General features: G+C 55.3%; 25 protein-coding genes. 9 read left to right on the forward strand and 16 right to left on the reverse strand.

Translation table 11 applies throughout. The features are described from left to right. Window positions 1–27 precede the first annotated feature (27 nt). The 9 genes from HLUCCO03_RS15730 to HLUCCO03_RS15770 all read right to left on the reverse strand — a co-directional run bounded on the left by HLUCCO03_RS15730 (window position 28) and on the right by HLUCCO03_RS15770 (window position 8,244). Entirely contained in the window at window positions 28–339 is a 312-nt protein-coding gene (locus tag HLUCCO03_RS15730) for a hypothetical protein (RefSeq protein ID WP_027831786.1), read from the reverse strand. 42 nt (window positions 340–381) lie between these two features. After that, the gene (locus HLUCCO03_RS15735; protein WP_027831787.1) at window positions 382–879 is read right to left on the reverse strand and encodes a hypothetical protein; all 498 of its coding nucleotides are present in this window, start codon (window positions 877–879) and stop codon (window positions 382–384) included. Between the two features lies 1 nt (window position 880). Further along, entirely contained in the window at window positions 881–1,201 is a 321-nt protein-coding gene (locus HLUCCO03_RS15740) for a hypothetical protein (protein ID WP_027831788.1), read from the reverse strand. A gap of 177 nt (window positions 1,202–1,378) precedes the next feature. Beyond that, complete coding sequence (locus HLUCCO03_RS15745; RefSeq protein WP_027831789.1) at window positions 1,379–2,074, reverse strand: aspartate/glutamate racemase family protein; 696 nt, start codon at window positions 2,072–2,074, stop codon at window positions 1,379–1,381. Between the two features lie 98 nt (window positions 2,075–2,172). Beyond that, the gene (locus HLUCCO03_RS15750) at window positions 2,173–2,727 is read right to left on the reverse strand and encodes a hypothetical protein (protein WP_027831790.1); all 555 of its coding nucleotides are present in this window, start codon (window positions 2,725–2,727) and stop codon (window positions 2,173–2,175) included. Window positions 2,728–2,919: 192 nt separating this feature from the next. Then, window positions 2,920–3,201: a hypothetical protein gene (locus HLUCCO03_RS15755; protein ID WP_027831791.1), complete on the reverse strand. Its 282-nt coding sequence runs from the start codon at window positions 3,199–3,201 to the stop codon at window positions 2,920–2,922. Between the two features lie 89 nt (window positions 3,202–3,290). Beyond that, a complete protein-coding gene (locus HLUCCO03_RS15760) occupies window positions 3,291–5,057 on the reverse strand; it encodes a DUF262 domain-containing protein (protein WP_027831792.1) in 1,767 nt (588 codons plus the stop codon). Window positions 5,058–5,385: 328 nt separating this feature from the next. Further along, on the reverse strand, window positions 5,386–6,075 hold the full coding sequence (locus HLUCCO03_RS15765) for an NrdJb (protein ID WP_027831793.1): 690 nt from the start codon (window positions 6,073–6,075) through the stop codon (window positions 5,386–5,388). A gap of 30 nt (window positions 6,076–6,105) precedes the next feature. Further along, window positions 6,106–8,244: an adenosylcobalamin-dependent ribonucleoside-diphosphate reductase gene (locus HLUCCO03_RS15770; protein ID WP_027831794.1), complete on the reverse strand. Its 2,139-nt coding sequence runs from the start codon at window positions 8,242–8,244 to the stop codon at window positions 6,106–6,108. Between the two features lie 599 nt (window positions 8,245–8,843). On the opposite strand from HLUCCO03_RS15770, the gene HLUCCO03_RS15775 reads away from it, so the two are divergent. After that, entirely contained in the window at window positions 8,844–9,665 is an 822-nt protein-coding gene (locus HLUCCO03_RS15775) for a DUF6160 family protein (protein ID WP_027831795.1), read from the forward strand. A 59-nt stretch (window positions 9,666–9,724) separates the two neighbouring features. Here HLUCCO03_RS15775 and HLUCCO03_RS15780 read toward each other — a convergent pair whose 3' ends face one another. The 3 genes from HLUCCO03_RS15780 to HLUCCO03_RS15790 all read right to left on the reverse strand — a co-directional run bounded on the left by HLUCCO03_RS15780 (window position 9,725) and on the right by HLUCCO03_RS15790 (window position 12,471). After that, window positions 9,725–10,519, reverse strand: coding sequence for an ABC transporter ATP-binding protein (locus HLUCCO03_RS15780; RefSeq protein ID WP_027831796.1), 795 nt, complete (start codon window positions 10,517–10,519; stop codon window positions 9,725–9,727). Between the two features lie 13 nt (window positions 10,520–10,532). Next, window positions 10,533–11,435: an ABC transporter permease gene (locus HLUCCO03_RS15785; protein WP_027831797.1), complete on the reverse strand. Its 903-nt coding sequence runs from the start codon at window positions 11,433–11,435 to the stop codon at window positions 10,533–10,535. Window positions 11,436–11,496: 61 nt separating this feature from the next. After that, window positions 11,497–12,471, reverse strand: coding sequence for an ABC transporter substrate-binding protein (locus HLUCCO03_RS15790; protein WP_027831798.1), 975 nt, complete (start codon window positions 12,469–12,471; stop codon window positions 11,497–11,499). Between the two features lie 296 nt (window positions 12,472–12,767). On the opposite strand from HLUCCO03_RS15790, the gene HLUCCO03_RS15795 reads away from it, so the two are divergent. Both HLUCCO03_RS15795 and HLUCCO03_RS15800 read left to right on the forward strand, forming a co-directional pair. Next, window positions 12,768–14,435, forward strand: coding sequence for an AMP-binding protein (locus HLUCCO03_RS15795; RefSeq protein WP_027831799.1), 1,668 nt, complete (start codon window positions 12,768–12,770; stop codon window positions 14,433–14,435). A gap of 67 nt (window positions 14,436–14,502) precedes the next feature. After that, complete coding sequence (locus tag HLUCCO03_RS15800) at window positions 14,503–14,988, forward strand: thioesterase domain-containing protein (protein WP_027831800.1); 486 nt, start codon at window positions 14,503–14,505, stop codon at window positions 14,986–14,988. 25 nt (window positions 14,989–15,013) lie between these two features. Here the strand turns inward: HLUCCO03_RS15800 and HLUCCO03_RS15805 are convergent, their stop codons facing one another. Together HLUCCO03_RS15805 and HLUCCO03_RS15810 are read right to left on the reverse strand one after the other, a co-directional pair. Continuing rightward, on the reverse strand, window positions 15,014–16,702 hold the full coding sequence (locus HLUCCO03_RS15805; protein WP_027831801.1) for an iron ABC transporter permease: 1,689 nt from the start codon (window positions 16,700–16,702) through the stop codon (window positions 15,014–15,016). 87 nt (window positions 16,703–16,789) lie between these two features. Further along, a complete protein-coding gene (locus HLUCCO03_RS15810; RefSeq protein ID WP_027831802.1) occupies window positions 16,790–17,803 on the reverse strand; it encodes a Fe(3+) ABC transporter substrate-binding protein in 1,014 nt (337 codons plus the stop codon). 191 nt (window positions 17,804–17,994) lie between these two features. On the opposite strand from HLUCCO03_RS15810, the gene HLUCCO03_RS15815 reads away from it, so the two are divergent. The 3 genes from HLUCCO03_RS15815 to HLUCCO03_RS15825 all read left to right on the forward strand — a co-directional run bounded on the left by HLUCCO03_RS15815 (window position 17,995) and on the right by HLUCCO03_RS15825 (window position 20,376). Then, complete coding sequence (locus HLUCCO03_RS15815; protein ID WP_027831803.1) at window positions 17,995–18,267, forward strand: PilZ domain-containing protein; 273 nt, start codon at window positions 17,995–17,997, stop codon at window positions 18,265–18,267. 16 nt (window positions 18,268–18,283) lie between these two features. Then, on the forward strand, window positions 18,284–18,889 hold the full coding sequence (locus HLUCCO03_RS15820) for a hypothetical protein (RefSeq protein WP_051603840.1): 606 nt from the start codon (window positions 18,284–18,286) through the stop codon (window positions 18,887–18,889). A 179-nt stretch (window positions 18,890–19,068) separates the two neighbouring features. Further along, window positions 19,069–20,376, forward strand: a complete 1,308-nt coding sequence (locus tag HLUCCO03_RS15825; RefSeq protein WP_027831805.1) for an HD-GYP domain-containing protein — start codon at window positions 19,069–19,071, stop codon at window positions 20,374–20,376. A gap of 18 nt (window positions 20,377–20,394) precedes the next feature. Here HLUCCO03_RS15825 and HLUCCO03_RS15830 read toward each other — a convergent pair whose 3' ends face one another. Further along, window positions 20,395–21,516: a hypothetical protein gene (locus tag HLUCCO03_RS15830; RefSeq protein WP_027831806.1), complete on the reverse strand. Its 1,122-nt coding sequence runs from the start codon at window positions 21,514–21,516 to the stop codon at window positions 20,395–20,397. 215 nt (window positions 21,517–21,731) lie between these two features. Between HLUCCO03_RS15830 and HLUCCO03_RS15835 the strand changes: the two genes are divergently transcribed. The 3 genes from HLUCCO03_RS15835 to queF are packed head-to-tail and all read left to right on the forward strand — an operon-like array spanning window position 21,732 to window position 24,289. Further along, the gene (locus HLUCCO03_RS15835) at window positions 21,732–22,679 is read left to right on the forward strand and encodes an ABC transporter ATP-binding protein (RefSeq protein WP_027831807.1); all 948 of its coding nucleotides are present in this window, start codon (window positions 21,732–21,734) and stop codon (window positions 22,677–22,679) included. Beyond that, window positions 22,676–23,449: an ABC transporter permease gene (locus HLUCCO03_RS15840; RefSeq protein ID WP_027831808.1), complete on the forward strand. Its 774-nt coding sequence runs from the start codon at window positions 22,676–22,678 to the stop codon at window positions 23,447–23,449. Before HLUCCO03_RS15835 ends, HLUCCO03_RS15840 begins: the two co-directional genes overlap by 4 nt. Before the next feature lie 21 nt (window positions 23,450–23,470). Next, window positions 23,471–24,289 (forward strand): NADPH-dependent 7-cyano-7-deazaguanine reductase QueF, encoded by an 819-nt coding sequence (gene queF / locus HLUCCO03_RS15845; protein WP_027831809.1) that lies wholly within the window; start codon window positions 23,471–23,473, stop codon window positions 24,287–24,289. Between the two features lie 4 nt (window positions 24,290–24,293). On the opposite strand, the gene HLUCCO03_RS15850 is transcribed toward queF, so the two are convergent. Next, the gene (locus HLUCCO03_RS15850; RefSeq protein ID WP_027831810.1) at window positions 24,294–25,730 is read right to left on the reverse strand and encodes an adenylate/guanylate cyclase domain-containing protein; all 1,437 of its coding nucleotides are present in this window, start codon (window positions 25,728–25,730) and stop codon (window positions 24,294–24,296) included. Window positions 25,731–25,851 lie beyond the last annotated feature (121 nt).

Genomic DNA, 25,851 nt, shown 5'->3' on the forward strand with positions numbered 1-25,851 from the left:
TTAAAGCGGCGTGTTTTCGTCGCTCGCTCATCGCTTTTCCAGTTGTTTCAGGAACAGCACGATGGCCGGTGGCGCGTGAGCCACCCCAAAGGCCGTTAAAAAGGCCGCCAGACCGCCGCCTTCTTCAGCGCGCATGTAAACGCCTGAGATAACCCAGGCAAAGCCAGCCGCCACCAAAACCAATAGTACGTGGCCAAGCAAGCGCTGAGGAAGAGGCTTTACCTGACGGTATAGCTGCCAGTGGGCATACCCCGCCGTCGCGAGGGTTGCCAGAACCAAAACCAGTGCCAAAATAAGGCGCAAGTGCTTCTCCTCGGTAAACCCGAACCACTCAAACACAACCTATCAGGCTAGTGGTCGAGGCTGTTAGCTTTCTGAGAACTAAATGTTGTCAGCAAGGCGTTTAAGGGATTCGCCATCAAGGAAATCGGAGTCAATCTTCAGCAGCTTTGAATCTTCGCCAATAACAAACAGGAAGGCCTTGTTCCCGTGGTCAGAGTAGGCGAGGGAATAGGTATCCTGTGACCAGGTCGCCACATCCCGGCCAACGACAAAGTTCTCTTGCATGGCTTGGATCAACGCCTGATCGCACTCGGCTGCATTTGTCTCGAAAAAAACAGCCTCAAAAAATGTGCCTACGGGGCAGCCGTAATTCACCGTTTGATCATCGGTCATGTCCGAAAACGCGAGGAACTGTTTGCCGGGCTCATCGCCATATCGGAATACCAGCATGTTCTGGCTGTCGCCAATATCACCAACAACGGTGAAGCCTGCCGGGATGTTGAATCTCAAATCGGAAAAAACGACTTCGATGTGATCACCAGCTTGAACTCCAAAGGACAGAATTAAAGCAACAGCGGCCAATCCAATCTTGAACATATCAAATTCCCTTTAGTGCCATGTGGATTTCAGAGCGGAAGTTCTGGCTGACCTGAAGCTTGCAGATGTGATAAGTCTCGCTATTGCCGGTAGCGATATTTTTACCAATACCCGCCACTTGCTTCACGATATAAGTAATGCCGGGCTTACCACCGCTAGGCCTTGGTACCAGGTCCATGGATGCTGAGCACGATTGCGACTCGGATACTGCGGTATAGACGACCTCAGCGGATCGTTCATTGACGGATTCAGGTGAGGCAGTACCATCACCCCAGAAAAAGTTGATGGCGGCAGAGACGTACTCACGGTCACTGTGATCCATGATCCAATTCCTTTTGTGCATTGACAGATAATGTCCTCCTGGACGGTTTGAACGTTAGCAAATGATGGTCGCTGGCACCAGTCGATCTGAGATCTCAACGCCCGCAGCAGGGGGGCTCAGGAATGGAGGCGAAGCCGCGATGTTCCGCAGAACAGATCTGTCCAGGTTTTCCCCTGGTTAAATCCTGCCCAAGGCAAGCTGAACCGCCTGCTCGGCATGTATTTCTGTAGTGTCATAGAGTTGGACATCTGTATCCGAGCCCTGGATCAAAAGACCTATCTCCGTGCACCCCAAGATTACCCCTTGAGCACCGCGCTCTGCCAATGATGCCACTACATCCAGATACATGGTTTTTGAATCAGACTTGACCACACCCCGGCACAATTCATTGTAAATCACAGAATGAATACACTCTCTTTGGGGCTCATCTGGCACAACAACCCGTATACCATGGTCCTGTAGGCGACCAAGATAAAACGTCTGCTCCATCGTAAATCTTGTCCCCAGAAGCCCTACACAGGTTACCCCGTCCTTTTTGAGCACGTTGGCCGTGGCGTCTGCGATGTGAAGAAGGGGGATGCTTACTGCCCGTTCAATTTGGGGGGCGACTTTATGCATCGTGTTCGTACAGAGAACCAGAAATTCCGCTCCTGCCGATTCAACCGACCGCGCGGCTGAGCCAAGTATTTCCGCTGTTGCCTGCCAATCCCCCTGGTGCTGCAACGCCTCAATCTCAGCAAAATCCACGCTGTAGAGAACGAGCCTTGCTGAATGGAGCCCGCCGAGATCGTCTCTTACTTTCTGGTTTAGCAGCCGGTAGTAAGTCTGAGTTGACTCCCAGCTCATTCCGCCGATCAGACCAATGGTTTTCATGGGGAACCTCCGTGTTGGTATCTCGATTTAACGCCCGCATTTGCGGCTGGTTTGGAGCGCAGCGGAAAACCAGTCCGACAACATGCGCTTGCTAGCTTTTATTTCCCATGATGATGCTTGTGGTGATTTCCGTGCCCAGCACGGTTGTAGCCTCTCAGATCCATATACTCAGATATCTGTTCATCATTGAGAATTTCAGTCTGCTGCAAATGCGCACCGAGATGGACTGCACGCAAACGGGATTCAATATTGCCAATATCTTCCACAAGCTTCGACAAGGATGATTCGTCGATCTTCTTGCTTCTGAATGCCTCATCAAGTGCACGCTCTGCTGCCACCAGATCAGCACCTATGTCTTTGGCGGAATCTTCCATTTGGGAGAATATGACTTCGGTCTCTCTCCGCTGATCGGCTGAAAGCGACAGCTCTTCGCTGAGCTCGAGCACATGAGCAGGACCTGGGTACCCGCTCAGTTCCGCTGCCTTTGCGTAACCCATACCTTTTCCAGACAATAGACCGTCAACCTCTGCATTTGACAAGGATTTAATTTCTCGGGCTTCTTCGCCAATATAAGGGGAGCTTTCAGAAGCTAGAGATTTTCCTCCTAGCATCGCCAATATCATTACGAAAACGGCTGTCATTTTGCTACTCATTCGATCTCCATTGTTTCGCCAGAAAGCTAACGCCTCAAACACCGGCGCGGCTTTGCTGCGTTGGACTTACTCCGGGGTAAGTCCAATCATAGGCTAGGAGTGTCTACCGCACCGGGGTAAGTCCAGAGTTATCGATGCGTGTCTACTGAAGTGGGGGAAGTGCAGAACGAATTTGATGCACTGGTTAAATGCTCACAAACTCCGATGCCTAGCCCAGATACTGGAGTGGAAAAACTCCACGTCATCACCGATGTCTAGGTCATCGAATGCATCTGGGTCATCAATGAACCGGCTTACAGTACCCTCGTAAGAATTTCCGTTGATGGTATCGACGGTGACATTTACTCTACTTCCATCAACCTTGAGCGTTACCTCATCACCAGGCTCGATAGTTTGCGACAGGCTCGTTCCGGGCTCATAGTCGCCGGAATACATGAGCCCTGAGTCGTCGTCTGAACGATAATCAAATTCCATGGCTGCCCCTCCGATTGATGATCAGTGTTGTGAGCTTTTAACACCGGAGCGCACCGGCGCACTTTAGTGCGTCCGAGTGGCACGATTTGTTATGAAAACATCGAGTTCACGGCCAGTAACTTCTTCCCAGTCGCCTCGACTGTGGAACTCCCCTCGCGGACATAGGCTATATCACCAACAAAAGACACTTCTTTTTGTTTGGGTACCCTCACACGAATAACCGTATTTCCTCGATACTCGATTGTATCTACCTGGCTTAGGATCTGACTTTTTAGCGGTTCAGATAACTGAGACTCTCTTACCGCAGACAACACCTTTGCCACATAGCTTTCTAGATCACATCCCAAATGTCCAAGCTCGCGATCTATTCCAACCACATATCTCTCACCAACCTTGACAGGCTTTATGTCGTCCAAGTCTTTTATCCGGTCTGAGTCCGCCTGATTATCGGCCACGCCCAAGAAAAGAAATCCATTCTCATCTGGTCCAACGTTTGCAATACCACAAATGGTCTCAATCACTCGAGGAAGAAGCTTTTTGTCCTGTTTTCTCGCAGGCGAAAGATCAACGATCCCTTGCTTGCATTCATATCTTGAAGTTTCAATCTTCGACCTTCTCAACGAATTCTCTAGGTCAAGGGCCAAGCCTGCGCCATGCTTCAAAAGAGGAGGATCCTTTTTAACAAAGAACTTCTGTATAAGGCCTTTTGTAATGGATACGTTTCGAACACGGTCATCTGTCTTCGAATACTTTGCGGTCGTACGCATTGTACGTTGCAACCCGGATATTGCATCCATGATTGCCTTGTAATTATCAGGCGTTTTTTCTTCTTTTACTACGATTTCGTGCAACGCTAAAAAAAGACTAAAAAAAGCTGCCTTAATAGGATTCGTAGATTTTGGATTAATAGCACGTCGGAGTGCATTTTGCCCGGAGTCAACATTCTCTATGATTTCATTCAAGACTGAGAATGTAACCTTGATTTCTTGTCTGACCCTATTTTCACCATAGGTCGCCAGCGATGACCTTATGTCTTTATAAACCTGAGTTTCCGAATTGTAGATATCATCTAGCAAGTCTTTGCTTTTTGCAATCGGACTTCCAAAAATCAAAGAAGCAATGACATCTGCTATCATTTCCTCGTCTTCGCTATCCCTAAGTTGTTTTACCCATAAAACGCCTTGTTTACACCAAAATATTTCCTCTGCTTTTAACTTATAACCAAGATCGAGCCGTGAGGAGTCGATGCTAATTTCCGGCATGTCAGCCAGGGGCAAAGTATCTTGCGATGAGTCACCACGCACTTCGGAGGATATAACTCTTACAAGATTAGAAAAAGAATCAGTCATTCCTGCTTGCCGTTTTTCTTGCCAACTTAACTGACGTCCGCCAGAGTTGATTCGTGCAAAAACATCCGTTACCTGAGCATCATCTTCAGCAGGAAATATCGTTACCGCTAATTGATAATCGAGATAATTGGCGCACTTGTCGGGAGCTAAAAGGTCGATATCAGACTCAAGAGCTGGAAAAAGTCCAGCGTCCTGTGCTTGCTTGGCTCTAGAAAACTCCCTCACGTCGAAGTACTCCCCATTCAATGCAAAGCCATTCTCTATATATGAAAAAATAGCATTCAGCCTCTGCATTCCATCAAGGATTTCGTATCGGGACTTTCCTTTTTCTTCAGCCAAAAGAATTAATGGGATAGGGTAATCATTTATGATGCTGTCAATCAAAGACTGCTTTTCTTCTAAGGTCCATACTAGTTTTCGTTGATACTTTCGATTGACCTCAATCTTGTCATCTCGATATAGGCGATAAGCTTCCTGTATGCTCATACCTCTCGGAGTAATGCTCATTATTTATTCCTTATTTTTCCTCATAACAGTAACTAGACCGACTCCAAATCCGCGACACAAATTTGACCGCTTCATTATTGCGCTGAATAGAATCGCCATCCCTTTGATATGTTCTCAAAATAGCCACAAAAACAGCGTATTGAAAGCCAACCAGACAACCCTTCTTTATCAACTCTCCGCAATAACGAAGCGGTCACATTTCCGGTCAAAATGAAGCCTTCTCGATTTTCGCAATATTAAAGCGATCAAATAATTCCGGCCGCCAGTAATAAAAAAGGCCCGAAGCTTTCACCCCGGGCCTTCTCATCACTCATCGCGGTCAATCACCTCAACCGCACTTACTATCGCCACAAGACAGGCACGTCGCGCACCCGTCCATCACAATCACCGCCTTGGTGCTGCACTTGCCGCACATGGTGGCGTTGGGCGGGAAGTCGCTGGCTTTGTCGTCGTTCGTTGCCGTGCTGTGGCTGGCTTCGAATTCGGCGCGTTTTTCGGCGAGGATGCGCTTGGTGGTTTCGCTCATTTCCTCGCTTTCCATCAGGCCGATGGCCTTCAGGTGCTTTTCGATCACGGCGCCGATTTCGGCTACCAGGGACGGCATGAACACGCCGCCTTTCTTGAAGTAGCCGCCGTTGGGGTCGTACACGCTGCGCAGTTCTTCCACCAGGAAGGTCACGTCGCCACCCTTGCGGAATACCGCGGAGATAACGCGGGTGAGGGCGATGACCCACTGGAAGTGTTCCATGGACTTGGAGTTGATGAACACTTCGTACGGCTGCCGGCTTTCGTGGTCGGTGCCTTCGTTGAGCAGGATGTCGTTGATGGTGATGTACATCGCGTGCTCGGCCACCGGCGGCTTGATCTTGTAGGTGGTGCCCAGCAGGAAGTCTGGCCGTTCGATGTATTCGTTCATCTGAACAGGTTTGATTTCCTGGGGCGCCGCTGGCTGCGTTGCTTCAGGGTCGGCTTTCTTGACGCGGTAGCCGACGATTTTGTTGCTGATTTTAACTGTCATGGTCTTGTGTCCTGTGTCGGTTGTACCGGATCAATATTTGCCGTAGGTGCCTTCTTTAAGCGCATCGAAGAGGTTCGCGGCGTTGTGGATTTCGCCGTCGTACTCCACTTCTTCGTTGCCTTTGAGGGTCACTTTGCTGCCATCGTCCAGGGTGAACTCGTACAGGGTGTTTTCCAGATCTTTTTCCTGGACGAGTACGCCCTGGAACGCTTCCGGGTTGAAGCGGAAGGTGGTGCAACCCTTCAGGCCCTTGTCGTAGGCGTACATGTAGATGTCTTTGAAGTCCTTGTACGCAAAGTCCTGGGGCACGTTGGCGGTCTTGGAGATGGAGGAATCCACCCACAGCTGTGCGGCGGCCTGGATGTCCACGTGCTGCGCCGGTGTCACGTCTTCAGACGTGGTGAAGTAGGGCGGCAGGCGCTTGTCTTCTTCTTCGGAGAAGGGCATGGCACCGGGGTTGACCAGGTGGCGGTAGGCCAGCAGCTCGAAGGAGAATACGTCGACTTTTTCCTTGGTCTTGCGCCCTTCGCGGATGATGTTGCGCGCGTAGTGGTGCGAGAAGCTCGGCTCGATACCGTTACTGGCGTTGTTGGCCAGTGACAGGCTGATGGTGCCGGTGGGCGCGATGGAGGTGTGGTGGGTGAAGCGGCCACCTTTCTCGGCCAGTTTTTCCACCAGTTCCGGCTCCACGCCGGCAATCCGCTGCATGTACTTGCTGTATTTGGCGTGCAGTACCTTGCCCTTGAGCTTGTCGCCCAGTTTGTAGCCGTCTTCAGCCAGCTGCGGGCACTTGGTCAGCATCTTGGGGGTGATTTCAAACTCGTCGTCCATGATGGGCGCCGGGCCTTTCTCTTCGGCCAGGGCCAGGGACTGGCGCCAGCCTTCCACGGCCATTTCGCGCACAACCTCTTCGGTGAACTGTACAGACTCTTCCGAGCCGTAGGGCATGCGCAGCATGGCGAGGGTGGAACCCAGGCCCAGGATGCCCATGCCGTGGCGGCGCTTGTAGGTGATTTCGTGGCGCTGTTCTTCCAGCGGCAGGCCGTTGATTTCCACCACGTTGTCCAGCATGCGGGTGAAGATGGCCACTACCTTGCGGTATTTCTCATAGTTGAAGCTGGCCTTGTCGGTGAACGGGTAGTCCACGAACATGGTCAGGTTCACAGAGCCCAGCAGGCAGCTGCCGTATGGGGGCAGGGGCTGCTCGCCACAGGGGTTGGTGGCGCGGATGTCTTCGCAGAACCAGTTGTTGTTCATCTGGTTGACCTTGTCGATCAGGATGAAGCCCGGCTCGGCGTAGTCATAGGTGCTGGTCATGATGGTGTCCCAGATGAACTGGGCTTTCAGGGTGCGGTAGATCTTGCACGCTACCATGCCGTCGTCGTTGACCACGTAGCCTTTCTGGATCGGGAAGTCGCGGTACACAAACTGGCTGCTGTCGGACAGGTCCAGGCCTTCGTCTTCCACTTCTTTCTGGGTGACGGGGAAAGACAGGTGCCAGTCGTCGCCATTGCGTACGGCTTCGATAAAGTCTTCAGTGATCAGCAGCGACAGATTGAACTGGCGCAGGCGGCCGTCTTCACGCTTGGCCTGGATGAAGTCGATCACGTCCGGGTGGTGTACGTCGAAGGTGGCCATCTGTGCGCCACGGCGGCCACCGGCGGACGACACCGTGAAGCACATGCGGTCGAAGATATCCATGAACGACAGCGGGCCGGAGGTGGTGGCCCCGGCGCCGGCGACATAGGCACCTTTCGGGCGCAGGGTGGAAAACTCATAACCAATGCCACAGCCTGCTTTCAGGGTCAGGCCGGCTTCGTGGTTTTTCTCCAGGATGTCGTTCATGGAATCCTGAACGGAGCCGGAAACGGTACAGTTAATGGTGGACGTAGCCGGTTTATGGGCTTCCGCGCCTGCGTTGGAGGTAATGCGGCCCGCCGGGATGGCACCGTGGCGAAGGGCCCAGACGAACTCCTTCTTGTACTTGGCGCGGTCGGCCTTGTTTTCTACCTGGGCGAGGGCAGTGGCAACACGCTCGTAGGTTGCCTCGATGTCCTTGTCGACCGGCTCACCGGTCTTGGTTTTGAGTTGGTACTTGCTGTTCCAGATGTCCAGCGAAGCTTCCTGCATTGGAATTGTTGTTATCACTGCCTGTGCTTTAGCGTTCATTGCCACCCTCAGATATCCGGTCTGTCTTTTTTGATGGTCGCTGCCTACTGCAGCCGGCCATACCCCATGTGTTTCGTCAGATTTGCGCAGCCCGCAAGGCTGTCTTGCTTCAGATCAGCGTAAACACTAGATCTGGTGTTTTTCGTGCCTGCCGCCTGGCCTCGGACAGAGCCTGGCGGCGGGTTTCAGGAAAAGAGGCTCACCCTGTGCTTGCTGGCACGTCTCTTGTGCTCCGCGTTGTGTCTGGCGGGCCAGAAAACCCTATATATGGGTGAATATGGAATGAGTATAACAGGATATAGTGGTCTGTGAATAAGAAGTCAACTATAGACTGCGGCTGAAAGCGTAAGAAAATCAATGGCGGAAACCTTGAAAATCGTGAAATACCTGTGAAAACGCCGTCTTGAGCGGTATTGCGAGAAACCACTAGATGTTGTGGTTAAAAACTGTGCAGAAAAAACCTGAATAAAAGTTAACTAAGTCAATTAAATGTGACCGGTGCACGTACCCGATTTTTACCTGTCGCTAAAGTAGATGCGTGGAGTCGTAACTGGTAGTGGCCCACAGGAAGTGAAAACTACTATAAAGGGAACAGAACAATGAAAGGCCTGAAACGAACACTGCTTGCGCTGGGCGTCGCAGGGTTGCCTGCTGCCGCAATGGCAGACATAGAAATGCTGGACGACAGCGCGATGGGTGATATCACCGGCCAGGCCGGTGTAACCATTGAGCTGGAAACAAAGCTGAACATTGATCGCTTTATCTATACCGATGAAGGGTCTCTGGAAATCAACGATATCTTCGTTGGTGGTACCAATCGCAGCGATATGTTCTCCGAACTGGGCGTTAACCTGATGGGTAGTACTGCCCAGGAAAATGACCTGTTGGACAACATTCGTATCGAGATCGATATCCTGAGCGACGGGGATGCTCTCATCAACGTTCTGCCCCAGACCTTCGGCGCGGTTGATATGCGTATTTCAACCGGCGCATGGAATCTGACCGGCACCAGTAACAGCACCACCGTTCTGGATAATTTCCAGGCTGACATGGTGATGGGCGGCGCCAATATCGAAATCGACACGGCAACGGATAATCTGAACTTCCGCGCAGACATCGCGATTGACGACATGGACTTTGATATGCCGTTCATCGCGCTGGGAATCGAGGACTTGTCCCTCACCGGTGCTGATTACGATCCCGTGCGTAACAAGAACATTCCGGACCTGTTCGCGAAGGTGGACCTGGATATCTATAAGCGCCAGAACTCGCAGGGTGTAGACAGCCTGGCGATTGATATGGATGAGTTTCGTGCAGACATCACCATGGGTGGTGTGATTGTAGGCGGAACCTCTATTGGTCGCGTGTTTATGGATGACCTGGCCGTAACCAATACCCGGATGCTGGTATACGGCCACTAGGCCTTATCCTGGCAGACAGGTGCGGCGGGGCCGTCGGACGGTTCCCGCCGTATTCGTCCTTAACCCAGCAGCAGGCTGTCGTCGGTAATTTCCAGCCCGCGCTGTTTCTCGAACAGCTCCAGAAGATCCTTTACTTCCAGCCCTTCCCGGTCCTTGCCGGCAATATCGAACACCACCTGGCCCTGGTGCAGCATCACCGTGCGGTCGCCGACTTCCAGCGCCTGCTTCATGCTGTGGGTCACCATCAGTGCAGTGAGTTTCTGTTCTTCGATGATCTGCGTGGTCAGGTCCAGCACGAAGGAGGCGGTTTTCGGGTCCAGCGCTGCGGTGTGTTCATCCAGCAGCAGGATGGCCGAAGGTGTCAGGCTGGCCATCAGCAGGCTGACGGCCTGGCGCTGGCCGCCGGAGAGCAGGCCCATCTTGTCGCCAAGGCGTTTTTCCAGGCCCAGGTTGAGTGATGCCAGGCTGGTTCTGAACTGGTCCATGTAACGGGCTTTTACCGCCGAGCTCAGCCCGCGGCGTTGCCCGCGCTTGATGGCCAGTGCCAGGTTCTCTTCAATGCTCAGGCCTTCGCAGGTGCCGGCCAGTGGGTCCTGGAACACCCGCGCCACGCGGCCGGCCCGTTTGTAGGTGGGCAGCTTGGTGACATCCTGGTTGTCCACGATGATCTTGCCGCTGTCCACCATGACTTCGCCGGCCAGGGCGTTCAGGAACGTGGATTTGCCTGCGCCGTTACTGCCGATAACCGTGACGAATTCGCCCTGGTTGACCGTCAGGCTCATACCGCGAAGGGCAGGGTTCTCAAGGGGCGTACCCTTGCCAAAGGTCAGTTTCAGATCGGTTGCGGTAATCATGATTAACCTCCCTTCAGGCCTTGTCGCGGGTGAGTCGCGCGGCAACGGATGTGCGCACACCCGGCAGCACGATGGCCAGGGTGACAAGCACCGCGGTGATCAGGTTCAGATCCTGGGATTGCAGGCCCAGGAAGTCTGCATTCAGGGCCAGCGCGATGGCCAGCCGGTAGATGATGGCGCCGATCACACAGGCAAGCAGGGCCCGTATTACCGTGGAGGGTGTGAGAACGGCTTCACCACCAATCAGCGAGGCCAGGCCAATCACGATCACGCCTACGCCCATGGTTACGTCTGCCGCGCCCTGGCTCTGGGCAAACAGGGCCCCGGCCAGGCCCACCAGGCCGTTGGACAGAGCAACGCCCAGAACGATCATGGCGCCGGTGGCAATACCTTGGGCCCGGGCCATTCTGGGGTTGGCGCCGGTGGCACGCATGGCCAGGCCGGTCTCGGATTTCATGAAACGCCAAAGCAGTACCAGGCCAACCAACACCACAATAGTGAACAGCACGACGGGTACCTGGTGATATTCCAGGTCCAGGCTGTACCAGGGCGTCAGTACGGTTTCTTCCGAAAGCAGTGCCACGTTGGGCCGGCCCATGATGCGCAGGTTCACCGAATACAGCGCAATCATGGTGAGGATGGAGGCCAGCAGATTCAGGATGTTGAGCTTGACGTTCAGCAGCGCTGTGACCGCGCCGGCACCCATACCGGCTATGACAGCGGCACCGGTTGCCAGCCAGGGATTGAAACCTTCGATAATCAGCATGGCCGCAACCGCGGCACCGAGTGGAAAGCTACCGTCTACCGTCAGGTCCGGAAAATCAAGCACCCGAAAGGAGAGATAGATACCAAAGGCGACCAGGCCATAGATAAGGCCGGTTTCAACTGCACCGTAAAAGGCAATATTACTGAGCATGGGATAGGTTCACCGTAATTGGAAACGGGCCGCCCTTGTGAGGCAGCCCGTCAACAGTGTGTTACTTGTCGCTGTTTACGACTTTCTTGGCTTCGCTGATCAGGTCGTCAGACAGGGTAATGCCCATACGCTCTGCCGCAGCGGGGTTTACAAACAGGTCCAGAGTGTCGACGGATTCCACATCCATCTCGCCGGGGTTGGCGCCTTCCAGGATGCGGACCACCATGGCACCGGTCTGGCGCCCGTGGTCGTAGTAGTCGAATCCGAGTGCGGCAACAGCACCGCGGTCGACGGTAGCGGTGTCGGCGGCAAATACCGGGATGCTGGCGCGCTCACCCACGGAGATGACGGCTTCAACGGCACTGATCACCGTGTTGTCGGTCGTCAGATAGATTGCATCTGCCTTGTCCACCAGGGAGCGCGCGGCACCCAGCACTTCGGAGGTTTTGGTGGCAGCGGCTTTGACCAGTTCCAGGCCGCGGGCTTCCAGGCGTTCCTCGAGCAGTTCTACCAGGGCCACGGCATTGGCTTCACCGGGGTTGTAGACAGTGCCGATTCGTTTGGCGTCAGGAACCACGCGCTCGAGCAGGTCAAGGTGACGCTCGATGGGCAGCATATCGGTTACACCGGTAATGTTGGCGCCGGGGGCCTCCATGGTTTTGACCAGCTTGGCGCCCACGGGATCTGTCACGGCTGAAAACACCACGGGGGTATTACGGGCAGCGGCTGCCATGGTCTGGGCCGATGGGGTGGCGATGGCAACAATAACGTCCGGGCTTTCACCGACGAACTTGCGGGCGATCTGTGAGGCAATCGCTGAGTTACCCTGGGCGCTTTCGTGCATGATGCGCAGGTTGTCGCCGTCTTTATATCCCTGTTCTTCCAGTTCGTCCCTGACTCCCTGATACACCGCATCCAGTGCGGGATGTTCCACTATCTGGGTGATGGCAACGACGCGCTGTTCATCAGCCTGGGCAATGGCTGCCAGTGACAGCAGGGCCGTGCCCAGCAGAGTACGCAGAATTCTGTTGGCCATGGGCCGGTCTCCAGAGTCAGTTCACAAAGATTATGGCGCGACCGGTATGTCGAACGCCCGTTTGATAACGGGGCGGAAGTTTATCACAGGCCATTGGCTTGCGGGGTAAGGGAAGATACCTTAATGGTCAATTTCAGAAGGGTAATCTGTCGCTAGAATGCAGGGGATGGGGAATAGTATTAGTTCCATCACGTTTTGACTGTTGTGAATGTGTTGAAATATCCTACCAAAGTCGAATACGCATAACCCCTTACAAGAAAACCGATAATTCAAATAACGCACTGCAAGGAAGGTCCATGGACACCACCAACAAACTCCCACTTGATATGCTTTATCACTGGGAAACCGCCAAGGCGGACTCCCTTTATATGACCCAGCCAATCGGCGACGGTAAAGTCGTCGAGTACACCTGGAAGCGTGCGGTAGACGAAGCCCGTCGCATGGCCTCCTATCTGAAGTCCCTGAACCTGCCGGAAAAAAGCCGGGTGGGGATTATCTCCAAGAACTGCGCCCAGTGGATTATGTCTGACTGGGCCATCTGGATGGCCGGCCACATTTCCGTACCCCTGTACCCGACGCTCAATGCCGACACCGTGAACTACATCCTGAACCACAGTGAGTGTGAGGTTCTGTTCGTAGGCAAACTGGACGACTGGGACATGATGAAGTCCGGTGTTCCGGAATCCGTGCGTTGTGTGTCCTACCCGCTGAGCCCGCCCAACGATTTTGAAACCTGGGACGATATCGTGGGCAAGTTTCCGCCGCTGGCAGAGAACACCCGGCGGGATGCCGATGAACTGGCCACCATCGTCTATACCTCTGGCAGTACCGGCCGCCCGAAGGGCGTGATGCTGAGTTTTGGCAACATGGCGTTTGCTGCCGCTGGCGGCATGCAGGTGCTGGATGTCAGCCCTAATGAGCGCATGCTTTCGTACCTGCCGCTGGCCCACGTCTTCGAGCGCACATTTGTAGAACTGTCCTCTCTGTACGCGGGTTACCAGTTATTTTTCGCTGAATCCCTGGATACCTTTGTGCAGGACCTGCAGCGGGCGCAGCCAACGTTGTTCCTTTCCGTGCCACGCCTGTGGGTGAAATTCCAGCACGGTGTGCTGCAGAAGCTGCCAAAAGAGAAGCTGGACAAGCTTCTGAAGATTCCCCTGGTGAACAAACTGATCAAGAAGAAGGTGCTCAAGGGCCTTGGCCTGGACAAGGTGAAGCTGGCAGGCAGTGGGTCCGCACCCCTGTCCAACGATGTGCTGGACTGGTACCGCAACCTGGGGCTGGAACTGCTGGAAGGCTACGGCATGTCTGAAAACTTCGCCTATTCCCATATGAACAAGCCGGGCCGCTCCCGTACCGGTTATGTGGGTGAAGCCCTGCCGGGCGTGGAAGTGAAGATCAGTGATGAAGGTGAGGTGCTGGTGAAGAGCCCGGCCACCATGATGGGTTACTACAAGGATGAGGAGAAAACCCGCGAGACCTTTACCGAGGATGGCTTCCTGAAGACCGGTGACAAAGGCGAAATCGACGAGATGGGCCGTCTGAAACTGACTGGCCGTATCAAGGAAATCTTCAAGACCAGCAAGGGCAAGTACATCGCGCCTGCGCCAATCGAGAACCGCCTGATGTCCCACGAGGCTATCGAAATGGTGTGCGTGTCCGGTGCCAACCAGACTCAGCCCCATGCACTGGTCATGCTGGGTGAGGAGATCCGCCCGAAGATGGCCGATGAAGCCTTCCGCAAGGAAATTGAAGCCAGCTTCAAGCAGCTGATCGCTGATGTGAATAAAACTGTCGATCCGCACGAGCAACTTGCGTTTATTACTGTAGTCAGTGACGAGTGGTCTATCGAGAACAGCTTCCTGACGCCCACGCTGAAGCTCAAGCGCAATGTTGTTGAGGATGCCTACCAGGAAAAGGTCGATAGCTGGTACGCCAAGCGCGAGCCTGTCATCTGGCAGTAAACCGACGATAGTCGCATAGGGAAAGCGCTGAAACGGGCATAAACTGAGGACATATTCAGGAGGGAATATGACTCAGTTAGCCCGGTTTCAGAAACGCATCCACACCATGATCCCGCTCTCGGAAGCCCTGGGTGTTGAATTGCTTTCCTATGACGGCCACGCACTTCTGGTTCGGGCGCCGCTCGAGCCCAATCATAACCATCAGGGAACCGGTTTTGGCGGCAGTGTCTATTCTGTTGCGGTGATTTCGGCCTGGGGCCTTGTCGAGCTGGTCTTGTCCGACCTGGGCCTGGCCGGCAACGTGGTTATACAGGTTGGCGAAATCGAGCATATCGAACCGGTTGACTGTGACTTCTACGCCCTGTGCCGCCTCCCCGGCGGCGAGATTCCGGACAGATTCCGCAAGAGCCTGGCGCGCCATGGTAAAGGGCGGTTGTCATTGATTGCCGAGGTATACTGTGGCGAGCCCTCAACGGAGCCGGTCGGTGAACCCGTGGCCGTGTTCCAGGGGCGCTTTGTAGTGCAGGGTGCCCATTCCAGACCGGTTCTCTAGCCCCGCCGTTGCCTGCCTCATGGCATCAGCTGATGGAGCGGGTTCCGGATATGGACTTGCTCATCAGGATAATCGGTATGATTCCCGCAAGGACAATGACCAGTGCAGGCAATGCGCTGCGTGCCAGTTGTTCGTCCGAGGCAAACTGATACACATAGGTTGCCAGCGTTTCGAAGTTGAACGGCCGCAGAATCAAGGTGGCGGGCAACTCCTTCATGACATCCACGAAGACCACCAGTGCCGCAGTGATCAGGGTGCCCCGGAGTATCGGGAGATGAACCTTGACCAGGGTCTGTCCTGGTGAATGCCCCAGGGACCTGGACGCCATATCCATGCTTGGCGTGATTTTCTGCAGGGCACTCTCCACGCTGCCGGCCGATACCGCCAGGAAGCGCACTGTGTAGGCAAACACCAGGGCAAAGGCAGAGCCGCTGAGCAGCAAACCGCTGCTGATGCCAAAGGTATCCCGCAGCATGCCGTCCACCCAGTTGTCAAAGCCCGCCAGGGGTACAATCACGCCGACCGCAAGCACCGCACCGGGCATGGCGTAACCGAGGCTGGAGAGCCGCATCATGACTTGCATGCCCCGTGTGTCATGAAGCCGGCGGCTGTAGGCGAGGGTTACGCCGATGACCAGCGTGGTCAGGGCCGCGGTGCCGGAAAGGAACAGGCTGTTCAGGGTGTTGCGGATAAAATCTGTGTTCCAGCTTTCGTCAAAGTATTCCCAGGCATACTGCCCAAGGGTGATGGCTGGCAGCAGGAAACCGAAGATAACGGGCAGTGCACAGACAGCCACACAGATCATCTGGCGCGGGAATGACATGGTGAAGCGCCGAATCGGGTCCCGGTTGTCCCGCGCCGCGAACTGTTGCTGCTTGCGTCGGGAATAGCGTTCAAGGGTGACCAGGATAACCACAAAAGCCAGCATGGTAGTGGCGATTTGTGCGGCACCGCCAAGGTTGCCCAGGTTCATCCAGGTGTCGAACAGGCCAGCGGTCAGGGTCTGTACCGCGAAGAAATCCACGGTACCGAAATCGTTCAGTGTTTCCATCAGTGCCAGCGAGAGGCCAACGGCAACCGCAGGCCTGGCAATGGGCAGTACTACCCGGAAAAAGGTGCTGAGTGCCGAGTGTCCCAGGCTGCGGCTGACTGCAAACAGCGACGGTGACTGTTCCAGAAATGCCGCCCGTGCCAGCAGGTAGACGTAGGGGTAAAGCACCAGGCCTATCATCAGGATGGCGCCTTCCAGGCTGCGTATTTCCGGGAACCAGTAATCGGCGGCGTTCCGCCACCCGAACCACTCCCGCAGCGTGGTCTGAACCGGCCCGGCATAATCCAGCAGGCTGGTGTATACATAGGCGATAACGTAGGCCGGCACGGCGAAGGGCAGCAGCATGGCCCACTCGAAAAATCTCCGCCCAGGGAATTCGCACATGGTGACTGTCCAGGCGGTCGCAAGGCCAATGACCAGGGTAATTACGGCAACGCCCGCCATCAGTTTGAGCGTGGTGGATACATATCGGGGCAGGGTGGTATCCAGCAGGTGAGGCCAGATGTTTTCTTCGGGAAACAGGGCAAGTATTACAACAGACAGCACCGGGAGCACCACAATGGCCGTGGTGAGTGCTGCAGTGACCAGCCAGCGTTTTGAAGTCCGTTTGGCAAGCAGCGGGCTTTCGGTTCCGGTCTCGTCCGCGGTAATGGCCTCTGTCATAGGTTCCCTTCGGGTTGATGAAAATGCAGGGCCGCGATTGTACAAAAAAGCCGGGACCAACGTCCCGGCTTTTTTGGTGTGAAGCGCTTAGTCGTCGTAGTCGACGCGATCCACCATGCGTACTGCTGCGTTGCGGTTGTCTGCGATTTCCTGCAGGGACAGGTCATCGGGATTGATCTCACCCCACTCGGCAACAATGCCGGACGGCTTGACTTCCGGGTTGGCAGGGTACTCGGTGTTGGCCTCGGCGTAGATCTGCTGGGCTTTGGCCGTCGACAGGAATTCCATCAGGCGAATGGCATTGTCGCGGTTCGGAGCGCTGTTGGTCAGTGCAATACCGCTAACGTTGATGTGGGTGCCCCGGCCATCGGCATTCGGAAATACCAGGCGCACAGCTTCTGCCTGTTCACGCTGATTCTCGTCGTTCAGCATGTTGCCATAGTAGTAGCTGTTACCAATGGCGATATCGCATTCGCCGGCATGGATAGCCTTGATCTGGTCACGGTCGCCACCCTGGGGTTTGCGGGCCAGATTGTCTTTCAGGCCTGTCAGCCACTCCTCGGCTTTCTCCTCACCATGATGCGCGATCATGGATGAGAACAGAGCGACGTTGTAGGGATGCTTGCCGCTGCGTGTACAGATGCGATCATTCCACTTGTCGTCGGCCAGGTCTTCGTAGGTCGCGATCTCACCTTCCTCAACGCGTTCCTTGGAAGCAAAGATCAGTCGCCCGCGGGTGGTCAGCGCGTACCACTTGCCTTCCGGATGGCGAAGGTTTTCCGGAATGTTCTTCTCAAGTGTGTCGTTCTCTACGCCTTGCACCAGGTCACGATCAACCAGTTCACTCAGGCGGGAGATGTCCACTGTCATCACCAGATCCGCCGGGCTGTTACGGCCTTCGCGCTCAAGGCGCTCTGCGAGCCCGTTCTTGGCGAATACCACGTTGGTCTCAATGCCGGTTTCCTCTTCAAAGGCCTCCAGCAGGGGCTCAAGCAGGTAAGCCTGGCGGTAGGAGTAGATGTTGACTTCTCCATCGGCACTGGCCTGCATTGGCAGGGCACAGGCTACAGCAACAGCAGATGCGGCAAGTTTCAGGCGCATGGTGTACTTTCCTTTTTCTGGTAAACGTTGTTTTGCTGAACGGGATTGAGAGTCAGCAATGTTTAAAAACAACAACCATTCTCATTTCTGTTCACGCCGGTGTCAATATGCCGGTGCCATATTCTTTTCAAAATGGTGCTATGCTTCGGAAGACTATAAAAACTATGCAAAAAGTGGTGGGAACACAGACTATGGTTGGGAATGATCGCAGAATACACAACCGCACGGCGATGAGTGCAAAGGTCCGGGTGACTCATGAAGAACTGGGTGAGTTCGTGTTCTCGACCAGAGATATATCCGACGGCGGTGTTTTTGTGGTGGTCGACACCGAGCCGTTTGCGCCTTCGATTGGCGACAGGGTTCAGGTGCAGGTTCAGGGCCTGCCAGTGCCTGCACCGGTTCTGGATATGGTGGTGGTAAGAGAGACCAATGATGGTTTCGGGCTGCAGTTCGCAGACCAATAACACGGAGGTAATCACCATGAAAAATCGCGGTTTATTGCGCACGCTTGGTCTGCCTGTTGCGGTGATACCGCTCCTGCTGAGCGGGTGCGCTTCCTATTACAGTCACTATGCGGTGTTTCCGGCTGAAAACTCCAAAGGGGAAGACCGCCAGGTAAAACTCACCTGGCAGACCGCGGAATACCCCGACTGGTGGATCGTGGGGGATAAATCCACGCCCATCACCATTGAAACCCAGTGCAGTACCCGAAAGTGGCGACTGGTGGACAGTAGCCACAGTGAGGCCGATGAAGCGGACTGCGGTGGTGGCATCCGCGCCTGTGGTGTGCAGGGAGAAGATGTTGTTGCCGGCAATGGTGAGCCTGCAGGGCCGGATACCCGGTGTATGGCGGTTAATCCCGACAACACAGACGCCCTGATCACGGATATGGGGTCATCCCTGGATCTGCTGGTGTCCTGCAAGCCAGTGAACACGGCCCGCGGTAGTGGCGATGACAGTGAGAATATCGACTATATCCGCGCGTCGTCGGTTCCCTATACCGTTTATAGCCGCAAGTCTCCGCGAGGCAGGCTCGACTCCCGCCCCCCTGACCTGAATGACAGTGTCTGTGAGAGTGACGAATAATTTTCTGACAATCTGTTTAATTGTGAGGGTTGTCACGTTGCTACACTTTGTTTCCCGTTGATAGTTTTCGTTACCCTCTGTCGCTTTCGGGTTACTTCGCACTACAAAAATGTAATGGACTCTTCCACGGGGGGCGTCACAATAGTGATTATCGATTCGTTCACGTGTAGAGGTGTCCCGTGGGAGTCCGTCAAAAGAAAATCGCTGTCCACGATCTCGAAATCGGCATGTTTGTGTCTGATCTGGATCGCCCGTGGCACCAGACACCATTCCCTATCCAGGGTTTCCACATCCGTACCCAGGAAGATATCCGTTCTCTGGTCACCTACTGCAAATGGGTGGTCATTGATGTAGCGGAAACCCGTGAAAGCATTGAACAGAATAAGCCCGGCACCCGTTTTCTTGCCGGCAGGCAGCAGGGCAAGGGCAACAGCCGCGAGGCCGTGCAGCTGCCCCCGCTGAGCATCAAGGACCCGGTCAGCTATGAAAACGTGACCACCATGAAGAAAGAGCTCAAGGTCTCAAGAAAGGTGATGATGGACGCCGAGGCCTCTCTTCACCGGGTATTCGAGTCTGTAGAGAAAGGTGATGCCCCGGACCTGAGGGATGTGGCAACCGTTACTCGTCGTATGGTTGCCAGTGCGGTCCGTAACCCGGACGCGCTGCTCTGGCTGAGCCGAACCCGCCAGCATGACAATTACACCTATCGGCATTCCCTGAATACCGCTGTATGGGCACTGGTATGTGGGCGTCAGCTGGGCCTGAATGAAGGCCTTCTGAACCATCTCGGGCTGGGTTGTCTGTTGTCGCAGATAGGGAAGCTGGAGCTGCCGGACCATATCCTCCGTAACGAAGGCAAACTGCAGGCCGAGGACTTCGCCATTTACCGCAGTTATGTGGAGAAGGGCGTGGCGAAACTGGCAGACACGGGGGTTTCCAGGGCGGTTGTCAGTGTCGTTCAGGGACATCGTGAGCGCCACAATGGCTCCGGATTTCCCGAGGGCGTGCGTGGCGACAGGATTCCGCTGCTGGCGAAGGTGGCGGGCCTGGCAGAGTATTTTGAAACCCTTATTGGCCCCCGGGACACGTCAGAGCCGATGACACCGGCCCGTGCCGTGAATCTGCTTTACGAGATGCGCAACATCGAATTCCAGGAAGACCTGGCCGAGCAGTTCATTCAGGCCATCGGTATCTATCCGACCGGAAGCCTGGTTGAACTTACCGATGGCCAGCGCGGTGTGGTGGTATCCCATACACCTGAACGCCGCCTGTGGCCAAAAGTGATGGTGATGACGGATCGTGATCACCATCCCCTCCGGTCTGCCCGGATTGTGGACCTGGCAAAGTACAATGAAGGCCGCAGTGCGCCCGAGACCCTTGCCATCGCAGAGTGCCTGCCACACGGCACGGAAGGGCTCCACCCCGAACACTATGATGTGACCGGCGCCGAATCCCGCTGGAGCTTTTCACGGATTGTCGGCGCCTGAGGGCGCCGGCAAAGCGGGTTACTCGATAATGACCCGAAGCTGCTTCTTGACCCAGCGATAGGTGTCATCCGGGCGGAAATTGACCAGCACTTCCGATTCCCCTCCGGATTCCCCGTCAATAAAGTAATCAACGGACGCCGATTGCCAGCCAAAGGAATGGATGACGACGTCCCGCTCCCGGGTGCTTATGGCTTCAATGTCCGCCAACTGGGGTTCCCCGGCTATTTTCCTGACCCGGACGGTTTTGATGGCAGTGTCGGACTCGGGGAATGACACCACATCATCGTCCAGGTAATAGCGGTTGCCCAGGCGGGTTGTAATGGCGTCCAGTTCCCGGGTGAGATAGATTCTGGCGTCCTCCGCATCCGCGTCTTCCAGGCTCCGTACCGAGTTCAGAATCCGGTCACGTTTGTTTTCCAGGTCTTCCTGGTATTCAACGTTCTCATCCCGTTCGTCAGCGTCTTCAGGCCGTTCGGGGGCGGCTTCGATTTCTTCCTCGGTTGGCGGGTCTTCGCACAGTTCATCGCCTTCCGGGTAGAAGCAGATGCGTTGCAGCAACTGGTTAGCAGGAGAGAGCTCTTCGCCGCTGGCAGTGAATTCGTCCTCGGGGACGTTGAAGTCGATGGGGGCATCCAGTTCCGGTAATGCGGCGTTCAGTTGGGTAATGACACGTTCCCGGATGTCGATGCCTTCACCGTCGGACATATTGAGATCCCAGTTCAGTGCCAGCAGGAATCGGGTGAGGTTGATCAGCGGCACTTCCCGGATCAGTTGCTGCTCGGTTATCCGGTGGCTTTGCAGTCCTTCATCCGTGGTGCCCGGGATCTGCAACGCGGCCCGCAGGTCCGGAAAGAATTCCAGGGGAGTCACCACTGGCAAAACGGGTACGCCTTCCGCCAGTGGCAGATCACCTACCTTCAGGGTGAGCGTTTCACCGGGATAGTAACGAAAATGGCCTTCGCTGTCGGTTGTGCCATTCCGGCTGGCTGTAGAGTAGGCCAGGCCCGAGATGCCGGCGGGCGTGATCTGGCCCGTGCGTGAATCATCACCGCTGTCGCTGCTGTCCCCGTCGAAGCAGCCGGCCAGCAACAGGACCGGGACCAGAGGCAATAAAGCAGACTTGAAGTGAACGGATCTCATGGCAGCGCGTACATTCCCTGACGTTTTGGCCTGCGTTGCAGAGCCTTTGTAAATTGTTGTAACCGGCATTATAAGGAGGCCAATGCCGCCATATCGGGAAACCTGTCGCAGTTTGGGGTTTTAGTGATTTCACGCCGCCCGTGCCCAGTACCTTGAATTTCTCTTTCCGGGCCACAACTTATAGCTACCTGTTTTTTTGTTCCTCTGGATTCAATATGACCAACGCACTGGAAATTGAAGGTCTGGTCAAGACCTATGGCGACGGCTTTCAGGCCCTCAAGGGTATTGACCTGCATGTGGCCGAAGGCGACTTCTTCGCGCTGCTTGGCCCGAACGGGGCGGGCAAGTCCACTACGCTGGGGGTTGTCTGTTCGCTGGTGAACAAAAGTGCCGGCAAGGTCAGGGTGTTCGGCTCTGACATAGATACCCATCTATCCGATGCCAAGCTGAACCTGGGTGTCGTGCCCCAGGAGTTCAACTTCAATCAGTTCGAAAAAGTATTCGATATAGTCACCACCCAGGCGGGTTACTACGGTATTCCGCTGAAGAAAGCATCGCAATCGGCCGAGAAGTACCTGCGTCAGCTGGGGCTGTGGGACAAGCGGGACACCCCGGCAAGGATGCTGTCCGGGGGCATGAAGCGGCGCCTGATGATTGCCAGGGCACTGGTGCACGAGCCGAAACTGCTGATCCTGGATGAACCCACTGCCGGGGTGGATATCGAGTTACGGCGTTCCATGTGGACGTTCCTTGAGCAAATGAACCGCCAGGGCACCACCATCATTCTGACGACCCATTACCTGGAAGAGGCGGAAGCTCTCTGTCGCAATATCGCCATCATTGATCACGGCCGCATTTTGAAGAACACCAGCAAGCGGGCGCTGTTGCAGCAACTGAACCTGGAAACCTTTGTTCTGGATACCGAAGAGCCGCTGTCGGAGGCCCCGCTTCTTGAGGGGTTTGCCACCAGCCTGGATGACGAGGGGGCACTGGTTGTGGATGTAGAGAAGGGCCAGAGCCTGAACGGCGTGTTTATTCAGTTGGAGGCTCACAACATCCGTGTCGTCAGTATGCGCACCAAGGCCAACCGGCTGGAGGAGCTGTTCATTCGCATGGTGGAGGATAACAACACCGGTGCCGCCAGGGAGGGAGATGCGGCATGAGAACAGATGCGATGCTGACAGCCTATAAAACCATCGTGGTCCGTGAAATCCGCCGGTTCACGAGGATATGGCCACAGACCCTGTTACCGCCTGCAGTAACCATGACGCTGTACTTTATCATTTTCGGTAACCTCATCGGCTCGCGGATCGGGGCGATGGGCGGTTTCGACTATATGTCGTTTATCGTGCCCGGGCTGATCATGATGTCGGTGATTACCAGCTCCTACGCCAATGTGGTGTCGTCCTTCTTTTCCATGAAGTTCCAGCGCAGCATTGAGGAGCTGCTGGTATCCCCGGTGCCCAACTGGATCATTCTGGCGGGCTATGTCACCGGAGGGATGTCCCGGGGGCTGGGCATTGGCCTGATTGTCACCCTGTTGTCCCTGGGCTTCACCCAACTGTCCATCCATCATCTGCCGATGGTCATACTGACGGTTTTTCTCACCTCGGCCCTGTTCTCGCTGGGTGGATTTATCAATGCCATGCTGGCGACCAAGTTCGATGACATTTCCATTGTGCCAACGTTCGTACTGACGCCGCTGACGTACCTGGGTGGGGTGTTCTACTCCATCGACATGTTGCCCGGCTTCTGGCAGGGCGTGTCGATGATCAACCCGATCCTCTACATGGTGAACGCATTCCGGTACGGCATTCTCGGGGTGTCGGATGTCAATCCGTACGTTGCCCTTGGTATGATTCTGATGTTTATTGCCATTCTGTCTGCCATTTCCCTGCGCATGCTGGCGCGCGGCAAGGGCATTCGTCACTGATGTCTGGTTCCAGGATTGATCATGGCCCTTATTGATGCCCCGCTGGGCAAGTCCAGCGACTATCCGGATGCTTACGATCCGGAACTGTTGTTCCCCGTCGCCAGGGAGGAGAACCGCCGCCGTATCGGTCTGGACGACGGGCGCTGGCCGTGGTTCGGTGAGGATCTCTGGCAGGCCTGGGAAATTTCCTGGCTCAGGCCCGGTGGTGTTCCTGCCGTGGCGTGGGCGGAAATTCGCGTGCCGGCGGCGTCGCCGTCCATCATCGAATCCAAGTCCCTGAAGTTATACCTGAATTCCCTGAACCAGACGGTGTTTTCCTCGGCTGACCAGGTCAGTCGTGTTATATCCCGCGACCTTTCCAGCGCCAGTGGCGCCTCGGTTACCGTGGAGCTGCACAGCGTGGACCAGGGCGCGCGGGCAGTCGGTCGGCCGGAAGGTTTCGTGCTGATCGACGATGAGGAAGTGGATTCAGTGGCTTACGAATACAGCCCGGACAGTCTTCTGGCCAGGGGCGAAGTGATTTCGGAAAAGCTTTGCTCGCACCTGCTGAAGAGCAACTGCCCGGTAACCGGCCAGCCGGACTGGGCAACCGTGCTGGTGGACTATACCGGCCCGGCTATTGATCGGGCGGGGTTGCTCGGTTACATCGTCAGTTTCCGCCAGAAACAGGATTTTCACGAGCACTGCGTTGAAACCATCTTTACCGACCTGATGGCCCGTTGTAAGCCGGAATATCTGTCGGTCTGCGCTCGGTATACGCGCCGGGGAGGGCTGGATATCAACCCGTGGCGCAGTACAGCACCGGAGGATGCAGCCGGGCCGCGGCTGATCAGGCAGTAGTCGATCAGGAATCCTCTTCCTGGCGCAGGCGGTCGGCGGCGTCCTCGAGTGCGGAAAGGATGGATTCACGTTCCTGTTCGGTGATCTTCTCCGAGTCCAGATACATCGCAAAGCCGCTGTGTTCATGTTCAAGGAAGCTGCGATTGGGGCCCATGTCCCGGCGGAAGTCCACAACCTCGTAGATGGAAACCGGGCGCCCGAAGCCTTTTACGGTGATCTCGCCCTTGTCCCGGCACATGATGCGGTCTTTGACCAGCGAGAAGGTTTCGTAGGAGATCAGGATTTCGCCGGGTTCGGCGAGGGATTCCAGGCGGCTGGCCAGGTTCACTTCCTTGCCGATGATGGTGTAGTCCATGCGGTTCTCGGCGCCGAAGTTGCCCACGGTGGTGTAGCCGGTGCTGATACCCATGCGGATTTCCAGCGGCGTCTTGATGCCCTGGCTGCGCCATTTCTGGCGCATGATCTTCATGTGCTTGCGCATCTCCACGGCCATGGACACACAGGCGAAGGCGTCTTCCCTCTGGCCCCGGCTGGTGGGGTCACCGAAGAATATCATGATGGAATCACCGACAAACTTGTCGATGGTGCCACCGTACTTGAGAGCCACTTCAGACATTTCGTTGAAGTAGTGGTTCAGCAGTTCGGTCAGTGCTTCCGGCTCCATTTCCTCGGACAGTTCGGTAAAGCCCTTGATGTCCGAGAAAAACACGGCCAGCTTCTTGCGCTGGGTTTCCAGCCGTACATCGCGCTCACCGGTAAAGATGGACTGCCATACCTGGGGTGAGAGGTACTTGGACAGTTTGTGGGAAAGCGCAATGGATTGTTCCCGTTGATTCTGAATCTGGGTTTTTGCCATCATCAGGGCGCGGGCCTGCTGGTGCGAATAGAAAGCAGTCATGCAGATATAGAGCCCTGTCGCCAGTATGGCGATGATGCTGGTGATCAATGGCGACTGGAGAGAGTCTGCCGGGCCGACGACCGCTACGCCAATGGCACAACTGGCCGCCATGATAACCGTGCCGAACAGCCACTGGCGGATGCCACCAACGATCAGGCAGCTGAACATCAGCATCAGGGCGACGGCCACGGAGGGTATGGCAATCAGCCCGATGCAACCGATAAAGCCTCCCCCGATGGCGCAGTCCACCAGCAGCATCTTCTGGCGTATGCGGGGCGAGTTGCGGAGGAAGGTTTTGCGGGTAAGCTGGTGAGCAATATGCGGCCAGGTCAGCGCCCCGGCCAGCAGCCACAGCATCCACAGGCCGAATACATCCTGCAGGACGCCCGAGACAATAATGCCCGCGGTGGCGGTGTAGGCCAGAATCCTGCCGTTATAATCCGGCATGGGAGGTATGGCGACAGGGTTATTCTGCGAATCCAGTACAGCAGATTTGCTGGCGCTGGAACTGGCGTTACGCAGATCAATCGGGGCGCTCATCATGTCAGAAGCGAATCCTGGCATTTGCGAAAGGGTTGCTGTTGGCTCATAAAGCGTCTACCGGTTTATTTGTCATTGTTCGGGTAGATAGTACTTTTTTATTGTGGAAAGTACTTAGACTAAA

It is taken from the genome of Marinobacter sp. HL-58, assembly GCF_001314605.1.
Taxonomy (GTDB): domain Bacteria; phylum Pseudomonadota; class Gammaproteobacteria; order Pseudomonadales; family Oleiphilaceae; genus Marinobacter.

Bases quoted from the DNA above. Each gene is read 5' to 3' on its own strand.
- HLUCCO03_RS15735 (WP_027831787.1), bottom strand. From the start codon at position 879: ATGTTCAAGATTGGATTGGCCGCTGTTGCTTTAATTCTGTCCTTTGGA.
- HLUCCO03_RS15740 (WP_027831788.1), bottom strand. From the start codon at position 1,201: ATGGATCACAGTGACCGTGAGTACGTCTCTGCCGCCATCAACTTTTTC.
- HLUCCO03_RS15745 (WP_027831789.1), bottom strand. From the start codon at position 2,074: ATGAAAACCATTGGTCTGATCGGCGGAATGAGCTGGGAGTCAACTCAG.
- HLUCCO03_RS15750 (WP_027831790.1), bottom strand. From the start codon at position 2,727: ATGAGTAGCAAAATGACAGCCGTTTTCGTAATGATATTGGCGATGCTA.
- HLUCCO03_RS15755 (WP_027831791.1), bottom strand. From the start codon at position 3,201: ATGGAATTTGATTATCGTTCAGACGACGACTCAGGGCTCATGTATTCC.
- HLUCCO03_RS15760 (WP_027831792.1), bottom strand. From the start codon at position 5,057: ATGAGCATTACTCCGAGAGGTATGAGCATACAGGAAGCTTATCGCCTA.
- HLUCCO03_RS15765 (WP_027831793.1), bottom strand. From the start codon at position 6,075: ATGACAGTTAAAATCAGCAACAAAATCGTCGGCTACCGCGTCAAGAAA.
- HLUCCO03_RS15770 (WP_027831794.1), bottom strand. From the start codon at position 8,244: ATGAACGCTAAAGCACAGGCAGTGATAACAACAATTCCAATGCAGGAA.
- HLUCCO03_RS15775 (WP_027831795.1), top strand. From the start codon at position 8,844: ATGAAAGGCCTGAAACGAACACTGCTTGCGCTGGGCGTCGCAGGGTTG.
- HLUCCO03_RS15780 (WP_027831796.1), bottom strand. From the start codon at position 10,519: ATGATTACCGCAACCGATCTGAAACTGACCTTTGGCAAGGGTACGCCC.
- HLUCCO03_RS15785 (WP_027831797.1), bottom strand. From the start codon at position 11,435: ATGCTCAGTAATATTGCCTTTTACGGTGCAGTTGAAACCGGCCTTATC.
- HLUCCO03_RS15790 (WP_027831798.1), bottom strand. From the start codon at position 12,471: ATGGCCAACAGAATTCTGCGTACTCTGCTGGGCACGGCCCTGCTGTCA.
- HLUCCO03_RS15795 (WP_027831799.1), top strand. From the start codon at position 12,768: ATGGACACCACCAACAAACTCCCACTTGATATGCTTTATCACTGGGAA.
- HLUCCO03_RS15800 (WP_027831800.1), top strand. From the start codon at position 14,503: ATGACTCAGTTAGCCCGGTTTCAGAAACGCATCCACACCATGATCCCG.
- HLUCCO03_RS15805 (WP_027831801.1), bottom strand. From the start codon at position 16,702: ATGACAGAGGCCATTACCGCGGACGAGACCGGAACCGAAAGCCCGCTG.
- HLUCCO03_RS15810 (WP_027831802.1), bottom strand. From the start codon at position 17,803: ATGCGCCTGAAACTTGCCGCATCTGCTGTTGCTGTAGCCTGTGCCCTG.
- HLUCCO03_RS15815 (WP_027831803.1), top strand. From the start codon at position 17,995: ATGGTTGGGAATGATCGCAGAATACACAACCGCACGGCGATGAGTGCA.
- HLUCCO03_RS15820 (WP_051603840.1), top strand. From the start codon at position 18,284: ATGAAAAATCGCGGTTTATTGCGCACGCTTGGTCTGCCTGTTGCGGTG.
- HLUCCO03_RS15830 (WP_027831806.1), bottom strand. From the start codon at position 21,516: ATGAGATCCGTTCACTTCAAGTCTGCTTTATTGCCTCTGGTCCCGGTC.
- HLUCCO03_RS15835 (WP_027831807.1), top strand. From the start codon at position 21,732: ATGACCAACGCACTGGAAATTGAAGGTCTGGTCAAGACCTATGGCGAC.
- HLUCCO03_RS15840 (WP_027831808.1), top strand. From the start codon at position 22,676: ATGAGAACAGATGCGATGCTGACAGCCTATAAAACCATCGTGGTCCGT.
- queF (WP_027831809.1), top strand. From the start codon at position 23,471: ATGGCCCTTATTGATGCCCCGCTGGGCAAGTCCAGCGACTATCCGGAT.
- HLUCCO03_RS15850 (WP_027831810.1), bottom strand. From the start codon at position 25,730: ATGATGAGCGCCCCGATTGATCTGCGTAACGCCAGTTCCAGCGCCAGC.